Annotated in this window: 9 protein-coding genes; 3 read left to right on the top strand and 6 right to left on the bottom strand. The window is 40.5% G+C overall.

What is annotated here, in order from left to right:
- Positions 1–26: 26 nt before the first annotated feature.
- From BSHG_RS21680 to BSHG_RS12315, 4 genes are read right to left on the bottom strand one after another with little or no spacing between them, the layout of a single operon-like run.
- Positions 27–926 (bottom strand): GNAT family N-acetyltransferase, encoded by a 900-nt coding sequence (locus BSHG_RS21680; RefSeq protein ID WP_008658939.1) that lies wholly within the window; start codon positions 924–926, stop codon positions 27–29.
- A 10-nt stretch (positions 927–936) separates the two neighbouring features.
- Positions 937–2,556, bottom strand: a complete 1,620-nt coding sequence (locus BSHG_RS12325) for an RluA family pseudouridine synthase (protein ID WP_005785571.1) — start codon at positions 2,554–2,556, stop codon at positions 937–939.
- A gap of 15 nt (positions 2,557–2,571) precedes the next feature.
- Positions 2,572–5,604 (bottom strand): type III restriction-modification system endonuclease, encoded by a 3,033-nt coding sequence (locus tag BSHG_RS12320; RefSeq protein WP_008658941.1) that lies wholly within the window; start codon positions 5,602–5,604, stop codon positions 2,572–2,574.
- Between the two features lie 21 nt (positions 5,605–5,625).
- Positions 5,626–7,620 carry a site-specific DNA-methyltransferase gene (locus BSHG_RS12315; RefSeq protein WP_008658943.1) on the bottom strand — a complete coding sequence of 665 codons (1,995 nt, stop codon included), beginning with the start codon at positions 7,618–7,620 and terminating at the stop codon, positions 5,626–5,628.
- 456 nt (positions 7,621–8,076) lie between these two features.
- On the opposite strand from BSHG_RS12315, the gene BSHG_RS12310 reads away from it, so the two are divergent.
- The gene (locus BSHG_RS12310; protein WP_005785577.1) at positions 8,077–11,943 is read left to right on the top strand and encodes a TIM-barrel domain-containing protein; all 3,867 of its coding nucleotides are present in this window, start codon (positions 8,077–8,079) and stop codon (positions 11,941–11,943) included.
- Between the two features lie 209 nt (positions 11,944–12,152).
- On the opposite strand, the gene BSHG_RS12305 is transcribed toward BSHG_RS12310, so the two are convergent.
- Both BSHG_RS12305 and BSHG_RS12295 read right to left on the bottom strand, forming a co-directional pair.
- The gene (locus BSHG_RS12305) at positions 12,153–13,037 is read right to left on the bottom strand and encodes an SDR family NAD(P)-dependent oxidoreductase (protein WP_032497369.1); all 885 of its coding nucleotides are present in this window, start codon (positions 13,035–13,037) and stop codon (positions 12,153–12,155) included.
- A gap of 734 nt (positions 13,038–13,771) precedes the next feature.
- A complete protein-coding gene (locus BSHG_RS12295) occupies positions 13,772–16,225 on the bottom strand; it encodes an SIR2 family protein (RefSeq protein ID WP_005795771.1) in 2,454 nt (817 codons plus the stop codon).
- A 97-nt stretch (positions 16,226–16,322) separates the two neighbouring features.
- On the opposite strand from BSHG_RS12295, the gene BSHG_RS12290 reads away from it, so the two are divergent.
- Together BSHG_RS12290 and BSHG_RS12285 are read left to right on the top strand one after the other, a co-directional pair.
- Complete coding sequence (locus tag BSHG_RS12290; RefSeq protein ID WP_005795769.1) at positions 16,323–16,526, top strand: helix-turn-helix domain-containing protein; 204 nt, start codon at positions 16,323–16,325, stop codon at positions 16,524–16,526.
- 1 nt (position 16,527) lies between these two features.
- Positions 16,528–19,758, top strand: coding sequence for a type I restriction endonuclease subunit R (locus BSHG_RS12285; RefSeq protein WP_005795768.1), 3,231 nt, complete (start codon positions 16,528–16,530; stop codon positions 19,756–19,758).
- Position 19,759: the final 1 nt, after the last annotated feature.

Raw genomic sequence — 19,759 nt, forward strand, 5'->3', positions numbered from 1 at the left:
CTATAAAAAAATCTCAGTTCGTTCTGTTAAATTCGTTTATACATCAAGAAATTAGTCATTTCTATGTCACCAACAGATACTGTTTGTTCTTTTTCGATACTATAGCCGTGTTTCTCAAAAAATGGGCGTGCAGTGATGCTCACTTCCGAATAGACAGATACGCCTTGACGGATACGGACATACTCTTCTGCTTTTAGCAATAGGCGCGAAGCTATTCCCTGGCGTTGATAGTCGGGATGTACGAACATGCTATGCAGATATCCTTTAGAGTTGACAGATGTGAATCCTGCCACTTGAGACTTTCTGCTGTCTTCTGCCAACAGAAAGTATAGGTCGCTTTGAAACAGTTCATGCCAACGTTGTAGAGTTCCCCGTCCGGTCCATGCTTGGATTTGTAACCTGTTATAGTCAGCCGAACAGGTATTCTGCACGCTTTGTGTAAATAGGGCTCTAAGCAGATCTATATCTTCAAGAGTTGCTTTTCGGAGTCGGATGGGAGGAATTTGCAGGTGTAAAATGGGGAATGGCTTACCTGTTGCATCCAATGCATCGCGACTGGCAGTCTCAAATCCCATATGTAAATAGAATCCCAGTGCTGCTGCATTTTGTTCGTTTACGTCTACTTTATAGATTCGTTTTTTCCGAATGGCAAATTCAACCAGCCGACTACCGTAGCCATGTCCATGGGCATTCGGACGGACAAACAACATTTCTATGCAATCATTACTTAATCCCATGAAGGCTGCAATAGTTCCTGAATCTTCGCGAATGATGTACAATCGGACTGCGGCAAGATATTCATGTCGGATCAGCGGCTTATAAAATTGTATGTCTGCTTCGGTCAGGAAATGGTGTGTGCTTCGGACAGCTTCTTCCCAGATGGAAAGAAGTTCATCATATACTTTTGGGGAAGGTTGTTCTATCATGACTTATCAATTAAAATTCAGCTTTCTTTTCGATGACCATTCTTTGCCCGGATACGGGGTGGATGAATTCCAGATATTCGGCATGCAGATAAAGGCGTTCTGCCTTCCGTCCATAAAGCTCGTCTCCTACGATAGGGCAGTTTAATCCCAACGGATGAGCTGCATGTACACGCAACTGATGTGTCCGTCCCGTCAGCGGGAAGAAAGCAATACGGGTCTGTCCGTTTTTCCGATCCATCACCCGATATCGGGTGATAGCTGTTTTTCCTAGCTCTTCGTTCACCATTTGTCTGGGTCTGTCAAGATAATCCGGACAGATGGGAAGATCGATAACTCCTTCTTCTTCCGGAAGGATACCATCCAATAGGGCTATATATCGTTTTTTGATGCTTCGGTTTTCAAACTGGGCCTGTAGGTGCCGGTGTACTTCTTGGGTCTTGGCAGCCAGCAGTAATCCTGAAGTGGCCATATCCAATCGATGTACAACGAGGGGACCTGTCGCTTCAGGATAGCGGGCTCTAAGCAGACTGTAGATCGATTGTTCTTCTGACTTTCCGGGTACGGAGAGTACTCCTTCGGGTTTATGAAGAACTAAAAGCCATTGGTCTTCGAAAAGAATCTCCGGCATATTTTGTGACAAAGAGTATCTTTCTGAAGGTGCTGGCTCTACATTGAGACCTTGCAACATGTGTCGCAAAATGGGTTCGCATTTTCCTCTGCAAGACGGATAATAATAACCGTGGTGTCTGATCTCTGTCTTAGGAGATTCCCCCCACCAGAATTCGGCCATGGCAATGGGGCTTAATCCGCTTAGATAAGCATATTGCAATAGTTTCGGGGCAGCACATTCACCTGCTCCGGCTGGTGGTGTTTTTTGAACGGTTTCTTCGAAGATAGCACACAAATTTTTAGTTTCCCCCTTGGCATTCAGGAAGTTGAACTGTTGGAATAGCTTTTGTTGCAATGCTGCCGAACGATTTCTGCGTTCGGCTTTGAGAGCCTCTATCTGTGACGAGAAACTTTCCAGTTCTGTCTTTATTTCGGAAATTTGTTCTTTCCAGTATCTTTCCAAACGCTTGAATTCTGCTTTCTGGTATTGGCTTTCGCGAATCATGGCAGCTTGTTCATTTTCGTTCGGTCGGTGAAGTCTGCGCTGTTCCCGTTTTTCTTTTGCTGCTTTCAGAACTTTTCTGGCCTCTGACAATGCCTGCTGTGAGGAAGCTGTTTCTCTCTCCATCTTTTGTTGGAGTTCCAGATATCGGTCACAGTTTTGTAACTGTCCGATTTGGTGATTGATAGCCGAGATTTGTTCTTCTTCTATCTTGAAGAAACCATCCGGTTTCAACAGATCGTATACCGGCGGTACAAAGAAAGAGTGTGAATTGCTTCCGCACAAATTACCCGAAAAAGCAGCCAAATATCCCGTTTGTCCGTTAGAAGTACGGACTATCAATACGCCGAACATTTTTCCTTTGTCCAATTCTTCTTTCCATCTTGTCTGCTTATTTATGTAAGCCTGTACTTCTCCTGCTGCCATTACACATAACGGATGAGGAGTGTAATGGAAGGGATAAGTAAACAAGCGGGGCAATTCGATGCCGGCAATGGAGGTCTGGAAGGAATGAAACATGCTACTTTATTGGATTTAAACGGATTCTTGTGTGACGATTTTCAAGAGTTCTTCGAAGGAGCTTACTTTATTATATTTAAGCTTCCCACCGTTTGTCTTCGCAAAATGTTTTTTGGCACATTCGATCTTTGCCTCTTCTATTCTCCGATCTTGTAGGGAGGAATCGCTGGCTTTGGTTTCGGCAATAAAATAAGGATACTTCGATAACTTTTGTTTGAAGACGATGGCCCAGTCCGGATGGTATTTTCCCATCGGAGTAGGGATATAGAAATTGGCGGGTAGTTTTACATAAGCTTCTATTTCGTCATTTTCTTCCAGTCTTTCCATGAATGTTTTTTCATTTTGGGAGTCGAATCTCACATGATCGTACAGATGTTTATCTGCTTTTATTGTGTTTACTCCCAAACGCCCCTGAATAGTTGCCCGGGTAAAGACCGATACATCATAGTACTGGTCGATTGGGGTATATTCGATATGTTTTACTATCAGACATGCTTTTTCTTCGTTAATCAGTTCCGAAGCCTTGATAATAAAATCCTCGGGATTGTTTTTGAATTGGCCGAATACATTCGGTTTTATCCGGGAGAGAATCTGAGCAACTGCCTGTCGGGTCAGATTGGTGGCGTCTGTGAGTTTACCGAGCAAGTCATATTTTACTTGATCGTTTGCCATGGCATCTATCTTTTCATAGTGCGCCTGATTGGCATCTACCTTAAATGCCTCTCCCGAAATTAAAGCTGCTTTGGACTTGATTTTTTCCATTTGGCCCGTAATGACAGAAAGATAGAGCTGGGATACTCTTAACTTTTCATTTAAACTTTCGATCGCTCTCTCTACCAATTCTTTTTCGTCAAACTTTACGGTGTAGGTTGACTTACTGCATAACAGCTTTAACAGTTCCTGAAGTTTGCTGTTTTCAAGTTTATCTTTTGACAACCGAAGATTTATCTTACTTTTCCTTGCATCGTTCGGCTGCATCTCTCTTGGATTATAGATAGAGGCCAGGATGGTCATGATAGACGCCTTATAATCGGTGAGCTCGTCGTCGAAAATCACTTCTCCCTGTTTACGGTCTTCATAGAATTTGTCTGTCAGTTCTCCTTTCTTGATGTACTTGTTTTCAAGTAAAGAGTCGTAGATACTTTGTGCTATATCTTCGGTGGCTATGATGGTTTCACCGTTAGGTAATCGGAGCGACTGGTCCTTGAATAATTGGATGGTTACTTTCTGTGGACGGTCGGCTATGGCTTCCGCCATTTCTGTCTGTAAGCCTTTGGCAAACGATTCGTACGATTCACTGGCTATCACGGTCAGTAGGTTGACACGATGCACTTCTACGCCTAAAACGTTGGCGTCCATGCGATCTCCCTGTCCGTTTACACAGAGGCGCAGCCCTCGTCCCACTTCCTGACGCTTGCGTACCTCTGCCGAACTTTGTTTCAGGGTACAGATCTGAAAGACATTCGGGTTGTCCCATCCTTCCCGCAGAGCGGAATGTGAGAAAATAAAGCGGATCGGCTCTTTCCGGTCAAGCAGACGTTCTTTATTCTTCATAATCAAATCGTAAGCATCTTCATCTGCCGATTCTTTGGTTCCCCGCTCGGTTTTACTGTCAATCAGTTTTCCTTTTTTATCTTTGGAGAAGTATCCTTTGTGAGCTTTCGATGCCACAGTCGATTTCAGGTAATCGATATATTCCGGCTGATTGAATAACGAAGGATCCAGGTGTTTTATGATATCGGTATATTCCTGTTCGAAAATCTCGGCATATTCTCCCTTTCCGTCCGGGTTATACCGGCGGTATTTGGCTACTTCATCGATGAAGAAAAGGGAGAGAACTTTGATGTCTTTCTCAAACAGTTCCTGTTCTTTTTCTATGTGTGACAAGATGGTTTCCCGTATCTGGATACGTCGTAGTTGGGTTTCGTTGACGCTACCCGCTACGTCACCTGCATAAAGTTTGATGCCGTTCCGGAAGGTGACGGAGTCTTCAACGCCGTTGATATCTGTAATTACATAGTCGTTCCGGTATTCTTCCAGATGGTTTGATTTAGCATACAAGTCATCATTTATCTTCAGAGCTCGTACTACCTGATTCACTGCTTTGGTTCTTTTTACTTCGAATCCGATATTGGCAGTCGGGTTTTTGTCCGGATACAGGTTCAAACCTTCCAGATAAACGAATCCTTCAGTAGCTGTTGTCCCACTGATAGAGATACCCTTGACAGCGATCTTCTTAACCAGTTGCAGGTTGTAAGCTTCCATTGCGTCCAGGCGATAGACCAGATTATAGAGTTCGCGGTGTGTAGCCGAATAACGCAGTGTGAACAGGGGATTGAATCGTTTCAATCCCTCTTTTGTTTTGGCTCCTTCTACTGACTGAGGTTCGTCGATAATCAGTATCGGATTCATCTGCGCAATCACATCGATGGGACAGTTTCCGCCAAAATCATCCAGCTTCATGTAGATGCGGCGGGCATCTTTGTTCGTTGCATTGAACTTCTGTGAATTGATGATCATTACATGGATTTTGCTGTCTGTGACAAATGCGTTCAATTCACCCAACTGTTTGGAGTCGTAGATGAAATAAGACAGAGGGGTGCTGTAATCCGAGGCAAAGTGTTCCTTCATAATCTCCAGGCTTTTGTGGACTCCTTCGCGGATGGCAACACTGGGTACGACAATGATGAACTTGCACCAACCGTAGCGTTTGTTCAGTTCAAAGATGGTTTTGATGTAGGTATACGTTTTACCTACACCCGTCTCCATTTCGATGGTGAGATTGTATTTCCCTTCCAGCGCTTCCGACGGTTTGATTTGTTGGGCACGCTGGATATCCCGGATGTGTTTCAGAACGATCTCATCTGTGAGTTGAGGTACGATAGGGTGGTTACGGAATCCTGTAAACTTTTCAAAGCTGGTCTGTCCGTCTTTCTTCCGGGTCTCTACTTGATAGTCGAATATCTTGTATGGCTGCCCGCCAAAGACATCACATACCGCTTTTGCTGCGTCTTCCTGAAACTTCTGATGTTTGAATTTTAATTTCATTTCTGTATCTTCCTTCTCTGTTTAAAGAATCTCGATCGTAGTACCGGGAGATAATGTTTTGAATATCTCGTCTATATTGATACGATCGGAACTGTCACGGAATGAGGCGTCCCGGAAGACAACCCGGCGTGGTTGCCTGCCGGCTATTTCACGGAAGACTTTTTCGGGAATCTGTTCTGCGAAACATGCCATTAATTCGGTCTTGTCGACAGAATAAACCGTATATCCATGTATATCCTCTTCATCATGTGGTAGAGACAGGGATAGTCCCAGGTTGGTCAGGCAACCATAAAGCAGATCGAGTCCGGTACGGTCTTCTTTGATATTATCAGTGAAATAGAATAAATCACTCTGTGAATATTCCTTTGCACTGTAGTACACGTCCTTCATATTGCTGTCGGCAATCCGAAAAACACGGAAACCGATGTCCGGGAGGTCCTTTGATTTACGCTGGTTGCATTCCGCCTCAATTGTGTCTCCGGCACGTCGAATACGTTCTTTGGACAGTTCGCAGATGTTCAATGCTTTATGGTTTTCCGTAAGGAAGTCGATTGCATTCTGCATAATCTCTTTTTCACTGGGAGTTTTGGCCTTTTTTATTGTTTCAGTCACATCTTCCGGCAGTTGCACGAGGATGTATTTCACCTTGTTTTTACGTGGTTTCATGTTCATCCGCATAACTGCTTCGGCGGTCGTACCGCTTCCTGAGAAAAAATCCATCACGATGCAATCTTTGTTTTTGGTGTCGATAAACTCACATAAATATTGGATCAGGCTGACAGGTTTCGGAAAGTTGAACACTTTCTTATCAAAGAACTGTAGTTGATGGTTACCGGCCTGTTCATTGGTTTCGACTCCTACTTTGTAATTGATCAGGTTGGGCGGAACTTCCGGATCATATTCCAGCTTTTCGTATGAAGGACTTAACTTGAGAGTCGGTATTTTGATTGTTGTTCCTTTTTGTATCTCTTTGTCCAGATTCGCCTGGCTCCATTTGAATTTGGCTTTCAGTTTGACGGGGGCTGTAAACAGTCCGCCACGTACGGTGGTGTCTTCCAGTAATTCCACATCATAAGCATCTGTTCCGTACATGCCTGCTTTGATCACTCCGTCGGGGATGGAAGTGACTACTTTGTTGGCGGGGAAGGTCAGGATACCGACGGAATTCGGTTGATTCAACAAACCGTTCGAACTGACCGATTCCTTCTTCAGACCCTGGAATTTCATGTCGTTTTTCTTCTTCTGATAGCAGACGATGTATTCGATGATTTGCTTACTTTTTTTTGAGAGATTTTCCGGAGTTTCCGTCTTGGCCCAATTAAATACATCGATGAAATTAGAAGCATTGAATACTTCATTTCCTATTTTGATCAGATTTGCCAATTCGTGATCATCAATGGAAATGAAAATGATGCCATTATCATTTAACAGAGTGCGGGCAAGCATCAGTCGGGCATACATCATGCTACACCAATCGGAGTGAAACTTTCCGTTAGCCTCCGTATTCTGAAACAATCGTTGCCCTTCTTCATTATATCTTCCCTGTTTCTCGTCGGACTCTTCCTGTGAAAGAGCGAATGTATCATTGAAGATAAAGTCTTTACCCGTGTTGTAAGGCGGATCGATATAGATAACGTCTACCTTTCCTGCGTAACTCTTTTTCAGGAGTTTCATTGCGTCCAGATTGTCTCCCTCGATGTATAGGTTTTGGGTCTGTTCCCAATTCCTGCTCTCTTCCGGGCAGGGACGCAATGTTTTTCGGATAGGATGCGCCACCTCTCTTATCGCCTGCTTCTTGCCCACCCATGTTAATTCGTAACGTTCGTCGTCATCATATACCACTCCCATTTCTGCTTGGTTGGCTGTAAGCAGGAATTTCAGTTTATCAAAGTCGATAGCTTTATGTAGTTGTCCGTCCTTACCCATCGATTCAGTGACTACGTTTGGGAAGAGTTCGGCTATTTTATTCAGGCTGTCCTCTGCGATGCTCACAGATTCCATTTTTAGCTTTTCCATATATGATTTCATTTTTGTTCTGCAAAGTTAAGATTTTCATTCTGATTGGCTAATTTCCTCTATAAATAATGTGTGTTTAAGGAAGTAGTCTACCGATATCACGAACCGGTTGTTAGCTTACGTAACAAGGCAAGTGCTTTATCTTGCTGACCGGATAGTCTTATGTTCTAATGCCACATAGGAAAACATGGGGATGTTTACTATCAAAACATGGGGATGTTTAGGTGGACAACATGGGGATGTTTAGTATAAGAACATCCCCATGTTTTGAGATTGATGATTAGGAGGAAAGAGGCATAAGGTGCGAAAGTACTTCCTGAATTATAGGAAGCAAGCGTATTTACTTGTATTTATTTTCATAAAATATGTCTTTTATGAATACTTTTGCCTATTTTTGCGTATTCAATCTATTGACAGAATGGAGTAATATTTAGTTGAAATTTTATAGTAAAAATCATGAAAAACGCAATTGGTAATTGTAGGCAGCGAAAAGCAGTGCTGTTCGCCCTCGCTTTGCCTCTGATGTTTTCCGGTTCGCCTGCGCAGGCAATGCACAGGTCCGAAATCGTTAGAGAAGTGACACAACAAAACTTGAAGATCGTTAGTGCAAAGAAAATCAATCCGACAACGATTGAAGTATTATTCTCTAATAATCAGAGAATGACATTCGATTTCTACGGGGAAAACATCTTCAGAGTATTTCAGGACAATGCCGGAGGAATCATCCGTGATCCGGAAGCAAAACCTGAAGCACAAATTCTGGTAAACAATCCCAGAAACACAGTTTCTACACTCAACTTGAATGATGGCAGCAATCTCATCTCTATCACTACGGGGAAAATCAAAGTGGAAATCGACAAGAATACTTCTTTGATGAAAGTGATTGACTTGGAAAAGAATACTGTTGCCTTTGAAGAGGTAGAACCCGTACTGTTCGATAAGGGAAAAGTGACTGTAACCCTGAAAGAAAATCCCAATGAATATTTTTATGGTGGCGGTGTGCAGAACGGACGTTTTTCACACAAAGGAAAAGCCATTAATATTGTAAACGAGAATAGTTGGACTGACGGTGGAGTAGCTTCTCCTGCGCCATTCTATTGGTCGACCAATGGCTATGGTATGATGTGGTATACCTTCAAACCGGGTAAATATGATTTCGGTGCAGACGAGAAGGGAAAAGTGAAACTTACACATGATTCTCCATATCTCGATCTCTTTTATATGGTTAGCGACGGAGCTGTGGGCGTGTTGAATGATTTCTATCAGTTGACCGGTAATCCGGTGTTGCTGCCCAAGTTCGGTTTCTATCAGGGACATTTGAATGCTTACAATCGCGACTATTGGAAAGAAGACGAAAAAGGAATCTTGTTCGAAGATGGAAAGCGTTATAAAGAAAGTCAGAAAGATAATGGCGGAATCAAAGAATCATTGAACGGTGAAAAGAATAATTATCAGTTCTCGGCCCGTGCAGTGATTGACCGTTACAAGAATCACGATATGCCGTTGGGCTGGCTCCTGCCGAATGATGGATATGGTGCCGGATACGGACAGACGGAGACACTCGACGGAAACATTCAGAATCTGAAAAGTCTGGGTGACTATGCCCGTAAGAATGGCGTTGAAATTGGATTGTGGACACAATCGGATTTACATCCGAAAGAAGGCGTCAGTGCATTGCTGCAAAGAGATATCGTGAAAGAAGTTAGAGATGCCGGTGTGCGTGTGTTGAAAACAGACGTAGCATGGGTCGGGTGGGGATATTCGTTCGGATTGAATGGAGTGGCAGATGTGGGTCACATTATGCCTTATTACGGTAACGATGCACGTCCGTTCATTATTTCACTTGACGGTTGGGCCGGTACGCAACGATATGCCGGAATCTGGTCGGGTGACCAGACAGGCGGTGTATGGGAGTACATCCGTTTCCATATCCCGACTTATATCGGTTCAGGCCTGTCAGGCCAACCTAATATTTCTTCGGATATGGATGGCATCTTTGGCGGCAAGAATATGATTGTCAACACCAGAGACTTCCAGTGGAAAACTTTCACTCCGATGCAGTTGAATATGGACGGATGGGGATCTAATGAAAAGTATCCTCACGCTCTGGGCGAACCTGCCACTTCTATCAATCGCTGGTATCTGAAACTGAAATCGGAATTACTGCCTTACACTTATAGTTTTGCAAAAGAGGCTGTAACCGGTATGCCGCTTATCCGTGCCATGTTCCTGGAATATCCGAATGCTTACACCTTGGGAACAGCTACGCAGTATCAGTTTATGTATGGTACCGATTTTTTAGTAGCCCCCATTTACAAAGCTACCAAAGCAGATGCTGAAGGCAATGATATCCGTGATGGCATTTATTTGCCCGAAGGAGAGTGGATCGATTATTTTACCGGAGAGAAATATCAGGGTAACTGTGTTCTCAACAATTTTGCCGCTCCTCTCTGGAAGCTTCCGGTATTCGTAAAGAACGGAGCTATCATCCCGATGACCAATCCTAATAATAACGTTGCTGAAATTAATAAGGGACTTCGTATCTACGAAATCTATCCGTATAAGCACATGATGACCGTTGAATATGACGATGACGGTATATCTGAAGCATATAAAGAGGGTAAAGGAACCACTACTTTCATTGAATCGAATGTTGATTCAAAGAATAATGTGAAGATTTCTATTCGTCCTACACAGGGTGATTTCGACGGCTTTGTAAAAGAGAAAGCCACAGAATTCAGAGTAAATGTTACTGCTAAGCCGAAGAAGGTTTCTGCTCAGATAGGTAAAGGCAAAGTGAAGTTGACCGAAGTGTCTTCTATGGATGATTTCCGGAAAGGTGAAAACGTATACTTCTATGACGCTGCTCCTAATTTGAATAAGTTTGCTACAAAGGGCAGTGAATTTGAGAAGAAGGTTATTACTAAGAATCCTCAAGTTCTTGTGAAACTCGCCGCTACCGATATTACTAAAAATCAAGTTGTAATGGATATCGAAGGCTTCCAATATGCACCTGCCGATAATTACAGAGTAACCTCCGGTTCGTTGACCGCTCCTGCTGCCCGAATTGCTGCCGAAGATATTGAGGCTTATACCTTGAAGCCGACATGGAACAAAGTGCCGAATGCTGATTTCTATGAAATAGAATTCAATGGCATGCTGTATACAACAATAAAGGATACTGAGTTGCTGTTTGACGGACTGGCTGCTGAAACAGACTATACATTTAAGATTCGTGCCGTAAACAAGGATGGCTATTCGGATTGGGCTGAATTCGGTGCTAAGACAAAAGCTAATCCGCTGGAATTTGCTCTTCACGGAATCAAGGGTGAAACAACTGCGAAGAATCAGGAAGGATTTGATATCGATCGTTTGTTCGACTTTGCCGAGCTGGGTGATATGTGGCATACGAAGTATGGAGCAAAAGCACTGCCTTATGATATGATTATCGATCTGAGAACAGTGAACCAGCTGGATAAATTCGAATACCTACCACGTACCGATGGTGGTAACGGAACGATCCTGAAAGGTACTGTATATTATAGTATGGATAAGGAAAACTGGACCGAGGCCGGAGCAATCGACTGGAAACGTAATGGTGATGTGAAAGTATTTACATTTACTGAACGTCCGACTGCACGCTATATCAAACTGGCTGTAACAGAAGGTGTAAACAACTATGGTTCGGGTAGGGAATTGTATGTATTTAAAGTTCCCGGAACCGAGAGCCGTTTGCAGGGTGATATCAATAACGATGGTAAGATCGACAATAACGATTTAACCTCGTATACCAACTATACCGGTCTGAGAAAAGGTGATTCCGACTATGAAGGCTATATCAGTGTAGGCGACATTGATCAGAATGGTTTGATTGACGCTTATGATATTTCTGTAGTGGCAACACAATTGGAAGATGGTGTAAGTGAAGAGCCGATTGAGAAACTGGATGGTACCATTGAAATCAGTACTGCTAAACGGAATTACAGTAAGGGTGATGTTGTTGAAGTGCTTGTAAAAGGTGTCAACCTCCGCTCTGTAAATGCGTTGAGTTTTGCGTTGCCATACAATCAGCAGGATTATGAATTCGTGGGTGTAGAACCTCTGAACCTCAAAGCTATGGAAAATCTGACTTATGACAGACTCCATACCAATGGTACAAAAGCACTCTATCCTACATTTGTTAACCTCGGAGCTAAAGAAGCCCTCGAAGGAACAAACGATCTGTTTATTCTGAAGCTGAAAGCGAAACGCGCTGTGAAGTTTGATCTGAAAGCTATTGATGGCGTTTTGGTCGACAAGAACCTGAACACACGTAAGTTTTAAACTTCTGTAAAAGAATACTCCGTTGTTTGAACGGAGGCAAATAAAAAGCTGCCCGGAAATTTTCCGGGCAGCTTTTTATTTGGAGTATCATTTAAATAGAAACAAGGACTTTAAAGTAAAATGTATCATGGAGTGGAAAAGTGGAGATGGTTTTAGTACGTTATAATACCATATTCCATTTACTTCTGTATGTTTGGTTCGGAACTATATTATTCCGTGTAAATCATCTTTTTAGTCATCCCTCCGTCAATCGTGATGTTTTCACCGTTGATAAAGTCATTTCCTTCTTCACAAAGGAATCTACACATGCGGGCTATATCTTCCGGTTTACCGACTCTTCTTGAAGGGTGTTGCGCATGGTCCTCCGGACGGAGACGATCGTAGTCATGGGTTTGTATCCAGCCCGGCGCAATAGAATTGACTGTGATATGGAATTGGGCAAGTGACAAGGCTAACGCGTGTGTCAGTGAATAGATTCCCCCTTTAGAAGCTGCATATCCCTCGCTGCCGGATTCACTCATTAAATACCTGGTAGAGCAGATATTGATGATTCTTCCGTACGGATTGGATGTTGTTTGCGATTGACGGTGGATAGCTATGAAGCGTGAAGTAATAAATACCGGGCGTAGATTAATGGATAGAATCCTGTCGAAATCTTCTATGCTTGTTTCAGTGATAGGAGAGAAGTCACTGATACCTGCGTTATTGATTAAAATATCAATGTCATCCCATTCCTCAATGATGGATTGCATGCAGTGTTCAAGCATATCCTTGTCGCTTATGTCAACTTGATGAAAAATGGCTCCTGTTTCTTCTGCAGTACGTTTTCCTGCTATTTCGTCTTTGTCGCAAAATGCCACCCGATACCCACTTTTACAGAATATTTCTACAATGGCTTTACCAATTCCATTGGCTCCTCCCGTAACAAATACTCTTTTATAATGATGGGGCTCTGTTGTCGTTTGGCCCGGTTGTTCTGTTCTAGCAGGGTGAGTGATCCCCGTTTTCTTTTTGCCATATTTGCGTGCTTTTTCCCAAGCCGCTTTTCTGGTTTCATATTGCTCGTATTGTCTTTCGATATAATTGTCTGCCATACTTTCTATTTTATCTGTAATCCTCGGATGCAAATCTAAGGTAATATTTAGGTATTCAAATTGGGTATAAGGCAATGAATCTTAGGTTGTTTACTTGCCGATGCAGCATATTTACATCACTGATTATCAGCGACTATTCATTTTAATCGGTACAACCTCTGTTTTGACAAATACAAAGAATGTGTGGACAAATGCAAACCATTGTATTTCATGGTTTTGCATATACGTGTTGTACCGCCTCTTCTCAGCTCTTTTGTGGAATGTCCGCTATCAGATTCAATGTATTGGATGATAGGGCATTTCCGCAGGTATGTTCCAGAACGCTTGTTAAATGCAAAGGTAGTGGTTTTCTTGGGATTTCTGTGGTTTACGGTTGATTTTTATTCTTTGAAGGGTGTTGGATGGTGGAAAATTGGTCATAAGACCGGCTATCTTTTGTGGAATATTTATGATTCGCTTGAAAAAATGTGGGGAAATAGGTGAATTCGTTGGAAAAAGTGTAACAGATCTGATTTGTTCACATGAAAAAGTGTTGAATTATATATGTGGTAGTATCTCTTAAGGTACAGATAAATTATACCTTTTCTAATATAATATCATGTCTTACGAGGGGTGGCAAAATCCCTTTTTGAAAAAATACCCCTGTCACAGTTATCTGTACAGGGGTAAATCTTATTATCAGGACATTATGACAAGTTTTAAATCTACTAATAGAAAATATCTTATAATCTTATTCATTTGGTTTCATAAGTAATATTTAATTCTTTGAATATTCGCAGTAAATTTTTCTCGGATTTCTTTACGTCTGTACGATCAGAAGCTGTTGTCGTAGTTTCTAAATATGACTTTAATCGTTTTAATATCTCAAAGCATGACTGTATAAATATTTCTTGTTCTTTATGACTTAATTCTTTATAAAAGCGCTCATAGAATGGATAATAATTTTGTGCTACACGATAGGGGTAGTATCTAACTTCTGTTTTATGTTTAGGATCCATTAGTATAGAATGTGCATAACTAAATGCTTGCATGCATGTTGCTTTTGTTCCAAACTTTATTTCATTTTCTATAATAAAACGAGCATAGTGATTATCTATTTGATAGGTATCAAAATTCTCTATTTTTTTAGCAAAAGAATATGCTGTATCAAAATATATTTGTGCTTGTTCATAATCATATTCAGATAATTTTACAATGGCATATTGAAGCCAAAAATGTGGATTCTTATTGCACGAAGAAAGTGGCTTGATGTTTTCATAATACCTCAATATATTATGTTTATAGTTTGCATCATCTTTGTTTATGGTTTGTTGTATGTTGGTAAACATCATCATATTTTTTAAAATTCTTTTTATTTTTTCGTCATGACGATGTGCATTAAGATTACGGAAGATAGATAGCATAACATCCACAACGATTGTTGAATCAAATATTTGTTGTAATAAGACTTGGGATATTATTGAAGATTTTGATTTTATTGAATAGGTGTTAAAATCAACAAATTCTCTGACATGAGGATCTTTTTGAAAACTTGGACTATTTAATTGAGACATATTTAGACTGTATGCTAAATCCTCTAAATCAAGATCTAATTTTGATACCCTAGCAATTAGTATAAAAAGTATGGCTTCATAATAGCCATTTCGTTTTCTTATTGACGTGATTAATTTCTGAAAACTCTCTAAGATAGTTTTTGAATTGAGTAATTTAAGAATGATATTTTTAATTTGCCCTTTACATACTGTTTTAATATAATCCTCTTTTCTATCAATTCGTTCAGCGGAGAATTTATTCCAAAATCCATAATGGTCTAATATGTTTACAAATTGCTTAATTTCATTAGAGTCAAGTCTATTAAGGTCTATATTGTGAAAGTCTCCAAATAAATCACACAGACTGTTGTAATAAATATCATTCATTGCGCTGCGTTCTGAAAGAATCAAAATTTGATTTGTTCTATGTATTTTTAATTCTTTCAAACAGTCTATGTATGACATATAGTCATCAAAAACAAGTATATGTTGGCCTTCCTTTTGGCAAATTTGTTCTATTTCACGATTGTATGTGGTATAATATTTATTGAATCTCAATACATTGTATCCTTCTTTAGATAAGAAAGCGGTTAATGTTGTCATGAAAATACTTTTCCCATTACCTAGGTCCGAATGTATAAGAATATTATGCTCTCCTGTTTTGATTAAATTAATAACTTCTTCATGTTTGCTTCTATGTATGGAATATACAAAATCAGTTGGATTGATAGTTGAATAATACAGATTATCAATGTTGTATTCCCCACGAACTAATAAGTTAAACTCATCTATGTCCAATATTGAAGAAGGAAAATCTTTTATTTTAGGTTTACTAAAGCATAGATAGCTATCTGGCAATTTTGTTATATGTACATGATTTTTCTTGATTTCATTTATATGTTCTGTGAGTTTTTTAATGCCAATAGGAAACGGCATCCCAAATGTTTTGATAAGCGCTTGCTCAGTTTTTGATGCTTGCTCGCTTATTATAAAAAAAGTTTTATCTATTAACTTCGGGGTTAAATATACTATACGTTGTAAATCCAAATCATACTGCATAGAATATCCAATGAAAATTATTGATTTTGCAGTTTGTAAATCGCTTCTAAAAAGGGTTAACCATTCGCTTTTATTAAAGTCTTCAGTTAAATAACTGACATTTGTTAATTTGAATTCGCTATTAAGCTTTTCTTGGGTAAGTCTTTTAATGTCTCCATTTATGTGTATACAGAGATTTGACTTGTTTTTAAAATCATTTGGTCTATCAGATAATGTGACAGATTGTATTTTCTTTTTGTTCTTCTCACAGGCTAATTCAAAAACATTATCATAATTAGTTGTATAGATGCGTTGCCAATTAATTTGTGCTATAATTTCCTGTTCAGGAGTAACATCTATTGCTGTATATTCTTTACGCAAAAACTCGATTAAATCGATTTCGCTTTTAGCGCTTTGATAAATTCGTGAAGCTATTCCTAAATCATTTGTGAAATCTTTTTCTTCAAAATCGCATTCCGCTAATAATTTATGTGCAAGTGGAGTTGCTGTCTCGATTTTTTTATTCCCCTCATTAATTGCTCCAAGTGAAAAACCAGAACCAATAAATAATATGGCATCACCATCTAATGCATGAATAATTGCTTCTCTAATTTCCATAAAATCGTTTATTTAAAATTATGCTTGCAAAAATACGAAATAATCCTGATTATTGAATATAATTCACTATATTTGCACTACAAAATCACATCAAAGAATGAAATTGAATAGAATAAAGGCTGTCCTTTTGGAAAAAGGCATTTCTCAAACATGGTTGGCGAAGAAGCTTGATAAAAGTTTCAGTATGGTAAATGCTTATGCTTGTAATAGGATTCAACCAAATTTAGAGACCTTGCAACAGATAGCAGAGATATTGCAGGTCGATTTGAAGGATTTGATAACCGACAAAAAGGATAGGTGATATGAAACAGTTTTCGGAAGCTACACGGGTGCAGATGCCTGCAATGGTTCACCTCACCCGAATAGGATATACTTACTTCGGCAAGTTGAGTGAAGATAAGAATGGCACGGTCTATGACAGTGACACGAATATTCTTTTGCAGGTATTTGAACAGCAGTTTAAGAATCTGAATCCCGGACATGAGGGAGAGTTTCTTCAAATTTTGAAAGATATTCGTAAGGAACTGAACGATGATGACCTCGGTCGAGGCTTTTACAACCGTCTCAAAGCTGTTTCGCCTGTAAAGCTGATAGACTTTGATAACATTGGGAATAATACGTTCCATTTCACAGCCGAATTTACCTGTAAGAACGGACAGGACGAATTTCGTCCTGACATTACTTTGTTCGTAAACGGATTGCCACTTTGCTTTGTAGAAGTGAAGAAGCCCAACAATCAGGGTGGAATGTTGGCGGAGAGCGCACGAATGAACAAAGAACGTTTCCCAAATAAGAAGTTCCGTCGTTTCATTAATATCACACAGTTAATGATATTCAGTAACAATATGGAATATGATGCACTTGGTGGCATTGTACCCATACAAGGGGCTTTCTATTGTACTGGAGCACGCTCATATTCTCCCTTTAACTGTTTCCGTGAAGAAAATCTGTCTGCGCAAAAGATTGCACCTTTCCATTGTGATTATCCATATAAGGACATTGACAAGACAGCGGAAAAGCAAATATTATCAGATTATAATTGCCAAGTCATTCATACAAGCCCAGAATATCAAACCAATCTCGATTTCAATACGCCTACTAATAGGATACTGACTTCCATGTGTTCACCGGAACGTTTGCTGTATATTATTAAATACGGTATAGCATACGTTAGAATGGAACGAGAGGTAGATGGAAAGATTGAATCTACCGACCAAAAACATATCATGCGTTACCAACAATTGTTTGCATCATTGGCTATTCGCAAGAAACTGGCCGAGGGGGTGAAATCTGGCGTAGTCTGGCATACACAAGGAAGTGGTAAAACCGCCTTGTCATACTATCTGACCTATATTCTCAACGATTTCTACTCCAAACAGAATAAGGTCGCCAAATTCTATTTCATAGTTGACCGTCTTGATTTGTTGGAACAAGCTACACAAGAGTTTGAAGCTCGTGGTTTGGTGGTATCAACAGCCAATTCAAGAGCTGAATTGATGGCGCAATTCCGTAGTAATCAAGCACAGCAGGGGGTAAGTGGTCAGGCTGAAATAACGGTAGTAAATATACAACGCTTTGCGGAGGATAAAGAAAAAGTACGTATTAACGACTATGCAACCAACTTTCAGCGTATCTTTATTCTTGACGAGGCACATCGTGGGTATAAACCCGGTGGCTGTTTCCTTGCTAATCTGTTTGATGCGGACACTGATGCAATAAAAATTGCTCTTACTGGTACTCCGCTATTGAAGGAAGAACGTGCTAGTTGTAAAGTGTTCGGAAACTATTTGCATACTTATTATTACGATAAATCCATTGCAGATGGTTATACGCTGAAAATTATTCGTGAAGATATTGAAACTTCCTACAAAGAGCGTTTGTCTGATGTGTACGACAAACTGGAAACCCTTGTGCAAAAGAAAGACATTCGTAAGTCGGAAATCATAGAGCATCCAAGTTATGTAAGCGAGTTAGCCCGTTACATTATGACGGACTTAAAAGAGTTTCGCAAGATACAAGGAGATGATACTTTAGGCGGTATGGTCATTTGTGAAACCAGCGAACAGGCAAGGCGGCTTTATGATGTATTTCAAGAAGAATGGCAGAAGTATCAGCCGAAGCCCATCAAGATAAAACTTTCCGATGGTTCGTATGTAGTGGGTGAACCGGAAGTGGATTACAAATCAAAATACAGACCGCTGAAAGCTGGAATCATTCTTCACGATACGGATGACAAGGAAACTCGCAAGCAGATAGTCAAAGACTTCAAGAAAAATATGACAGTGGATATTCTCATTGTCTTTAATATGCTTTTGACTGGTTTTGATGCGCCACGCTTGAAACGCCTGTATTTCGGGCGCAAACTGAAAGACCACAATCTGCTTCAAGCCATAACACGTGTAAACCGTCCTTATCCCGGTATGCGTTACGGTTTTGTCATTGACTTTGCCGACATCAAGCGCAACTTCAAGGAAACCAACGAAGCATATTTACAAGAATTAAACCGCTTTAATGACGTGGATGAGACTGGCGAATCCGCTGCCGCCGATACCTTTACCCAAGTCATTGAGGACAAGGAAGAGATATTGAATCAGATGAAGAAAGTTCGGCAAACGCTTTTCAATTACACATACGATAATGCGGAAGAATTTTCTTCTGAAATCTCCACCGAAGAGGATAAAGCTGTATTGCTCGACCTCAAACAGGCATTGGAATCAGCCAAGAACATGGCGAACATCGTGCGTACATTTGGTGATGATGAAATGAAAGAGCAATTTGCCAAACTCGAAATCACCAAGTTGCCGCAACTACTCTCTGAGGTGCAAAGACGGATAAGTATCATCAATCAGAAAGAGGCTTTCAATACAAATGAGGAAACGAAAACTCTAATCAATGAGGCAATGATGGATATAGAGTTCACTTTCTCCAAAATAGGACAAGAGGAAATGCGCCTTATATCCGGTGGTGTGGAATTGAAAGAGAAATGGCAACGTACCATTTCTTCATTTACCCAAAACTTCGACCAAGACGATCCGGAGTTTATCTCGTTGCGTGAAGCCTTTATGGAACGCTTCAAGGAACACGGTTTTGTGATTGACACGATAGCCAAGTTCAACGAAGAAACACAGGCTTTGGATGAAATCATCGGTCGTCTGCAAGACTTACAAAAGCGCAATAATGTCTTGTTGAAAAAGTACAAGGGCGATGAAAAATTTGCTCGTGTACACAAGCGTATTCGTGAAGTGAATAAGCAGAGGGAAGATAAGGGACAGAAGCCTATGTTCTCTTTCCTTGACGAAGAGATTGCTGCCATTCTCAATATTATAAAAGAGGATGTGGATGCCAAAGTGTATGATCGTAACGACATTCTGAAAAAGGATGCTTATTTCGGACGCACGGTGATGGCTCTTATCAATGGATGTTTGTTCCATTTCCCACAAATAAAGCCCGAAATGGAGGATTACAAATTTATTCAGACACGCATTTCACAACAGTATATCAACCAATATAACGCCACTTACGGCATTGCATAAA

This window comes from Bacteroides sp. 3_2_5, assembly GCF_000159855.2.
Classification (GTDB): Bacteria; Bacteroidota; Bacteroidia; order Bacteroidales; family Bacteroidaceae; genus Bacteroides; species Bacteroides fragilis.

Bases quoted from the DNA above. Each gene is read 5' to 3' on its own strand.
- BSHG_RS12295 (WP_005795771.1), bottom strand. From the start codon at position 16,225: ATGGAAATTAGAGAAGCAATTATTCATGCATTAGATGGTGATGCCATA.
- BSHG_RS12310 (WP_005785577.1), top strand. From the start codon at position 8,077: ATGAAAAACGCAATTGGTAATTGTAGGCAGCGAAAAGCAGTGCTGTTC.
- BSHG_RS12320 (WP_008658941.1), bottom strand. From the start codon at position 5,604: ATGAAATTAAAATTCAAACATCAGAAGTTTCAGGAAGACGCAGCAAAA.
- BSHG_RS12285 (WP_005795768.1), top strand. From the start codon at position 16,528: ATGAAACAGTTTTCGGAAGCTACACGGGTGCAGATGCCTGCAATGGTT.
- BSHG_RS21680 (WP_008658939.1), bottom strand. From the start codon at position 926: ATGATAGAACAACCTTCCCCAAAAGTATATGATGAACTTCTTTCCATC.
- BSHG_RS12325 (WP_005785571.1), bottom strand. From the start codon at position 2,556: ATGTTTCATTCCTTCCAGACCTCCATTGCCGGCATCGAATTGCCCCGC.
- BSHG_RS12290 (WP_005795769.1), top strand. From the start codon at position 16,323: ATGAAATTGAATAGAATAAAGGCTGTCCTTTTGGAAAAAGGCATTTCT.
- BSHG_RS12305 (WP_032497369.1), bottom strand. From the start codon at position 13,037: ATGGCAGACAATTATATCGAAAGACAATACGAGCAATATGAAACCAGA.
- BSHG_RS12315 (WP_008658943.1), bottom strand. From the start codon at position 7,620: ATGGAAAAGCTAAAAATGGAATCTGTGAGCATCGCAGAGGACAGCCTG.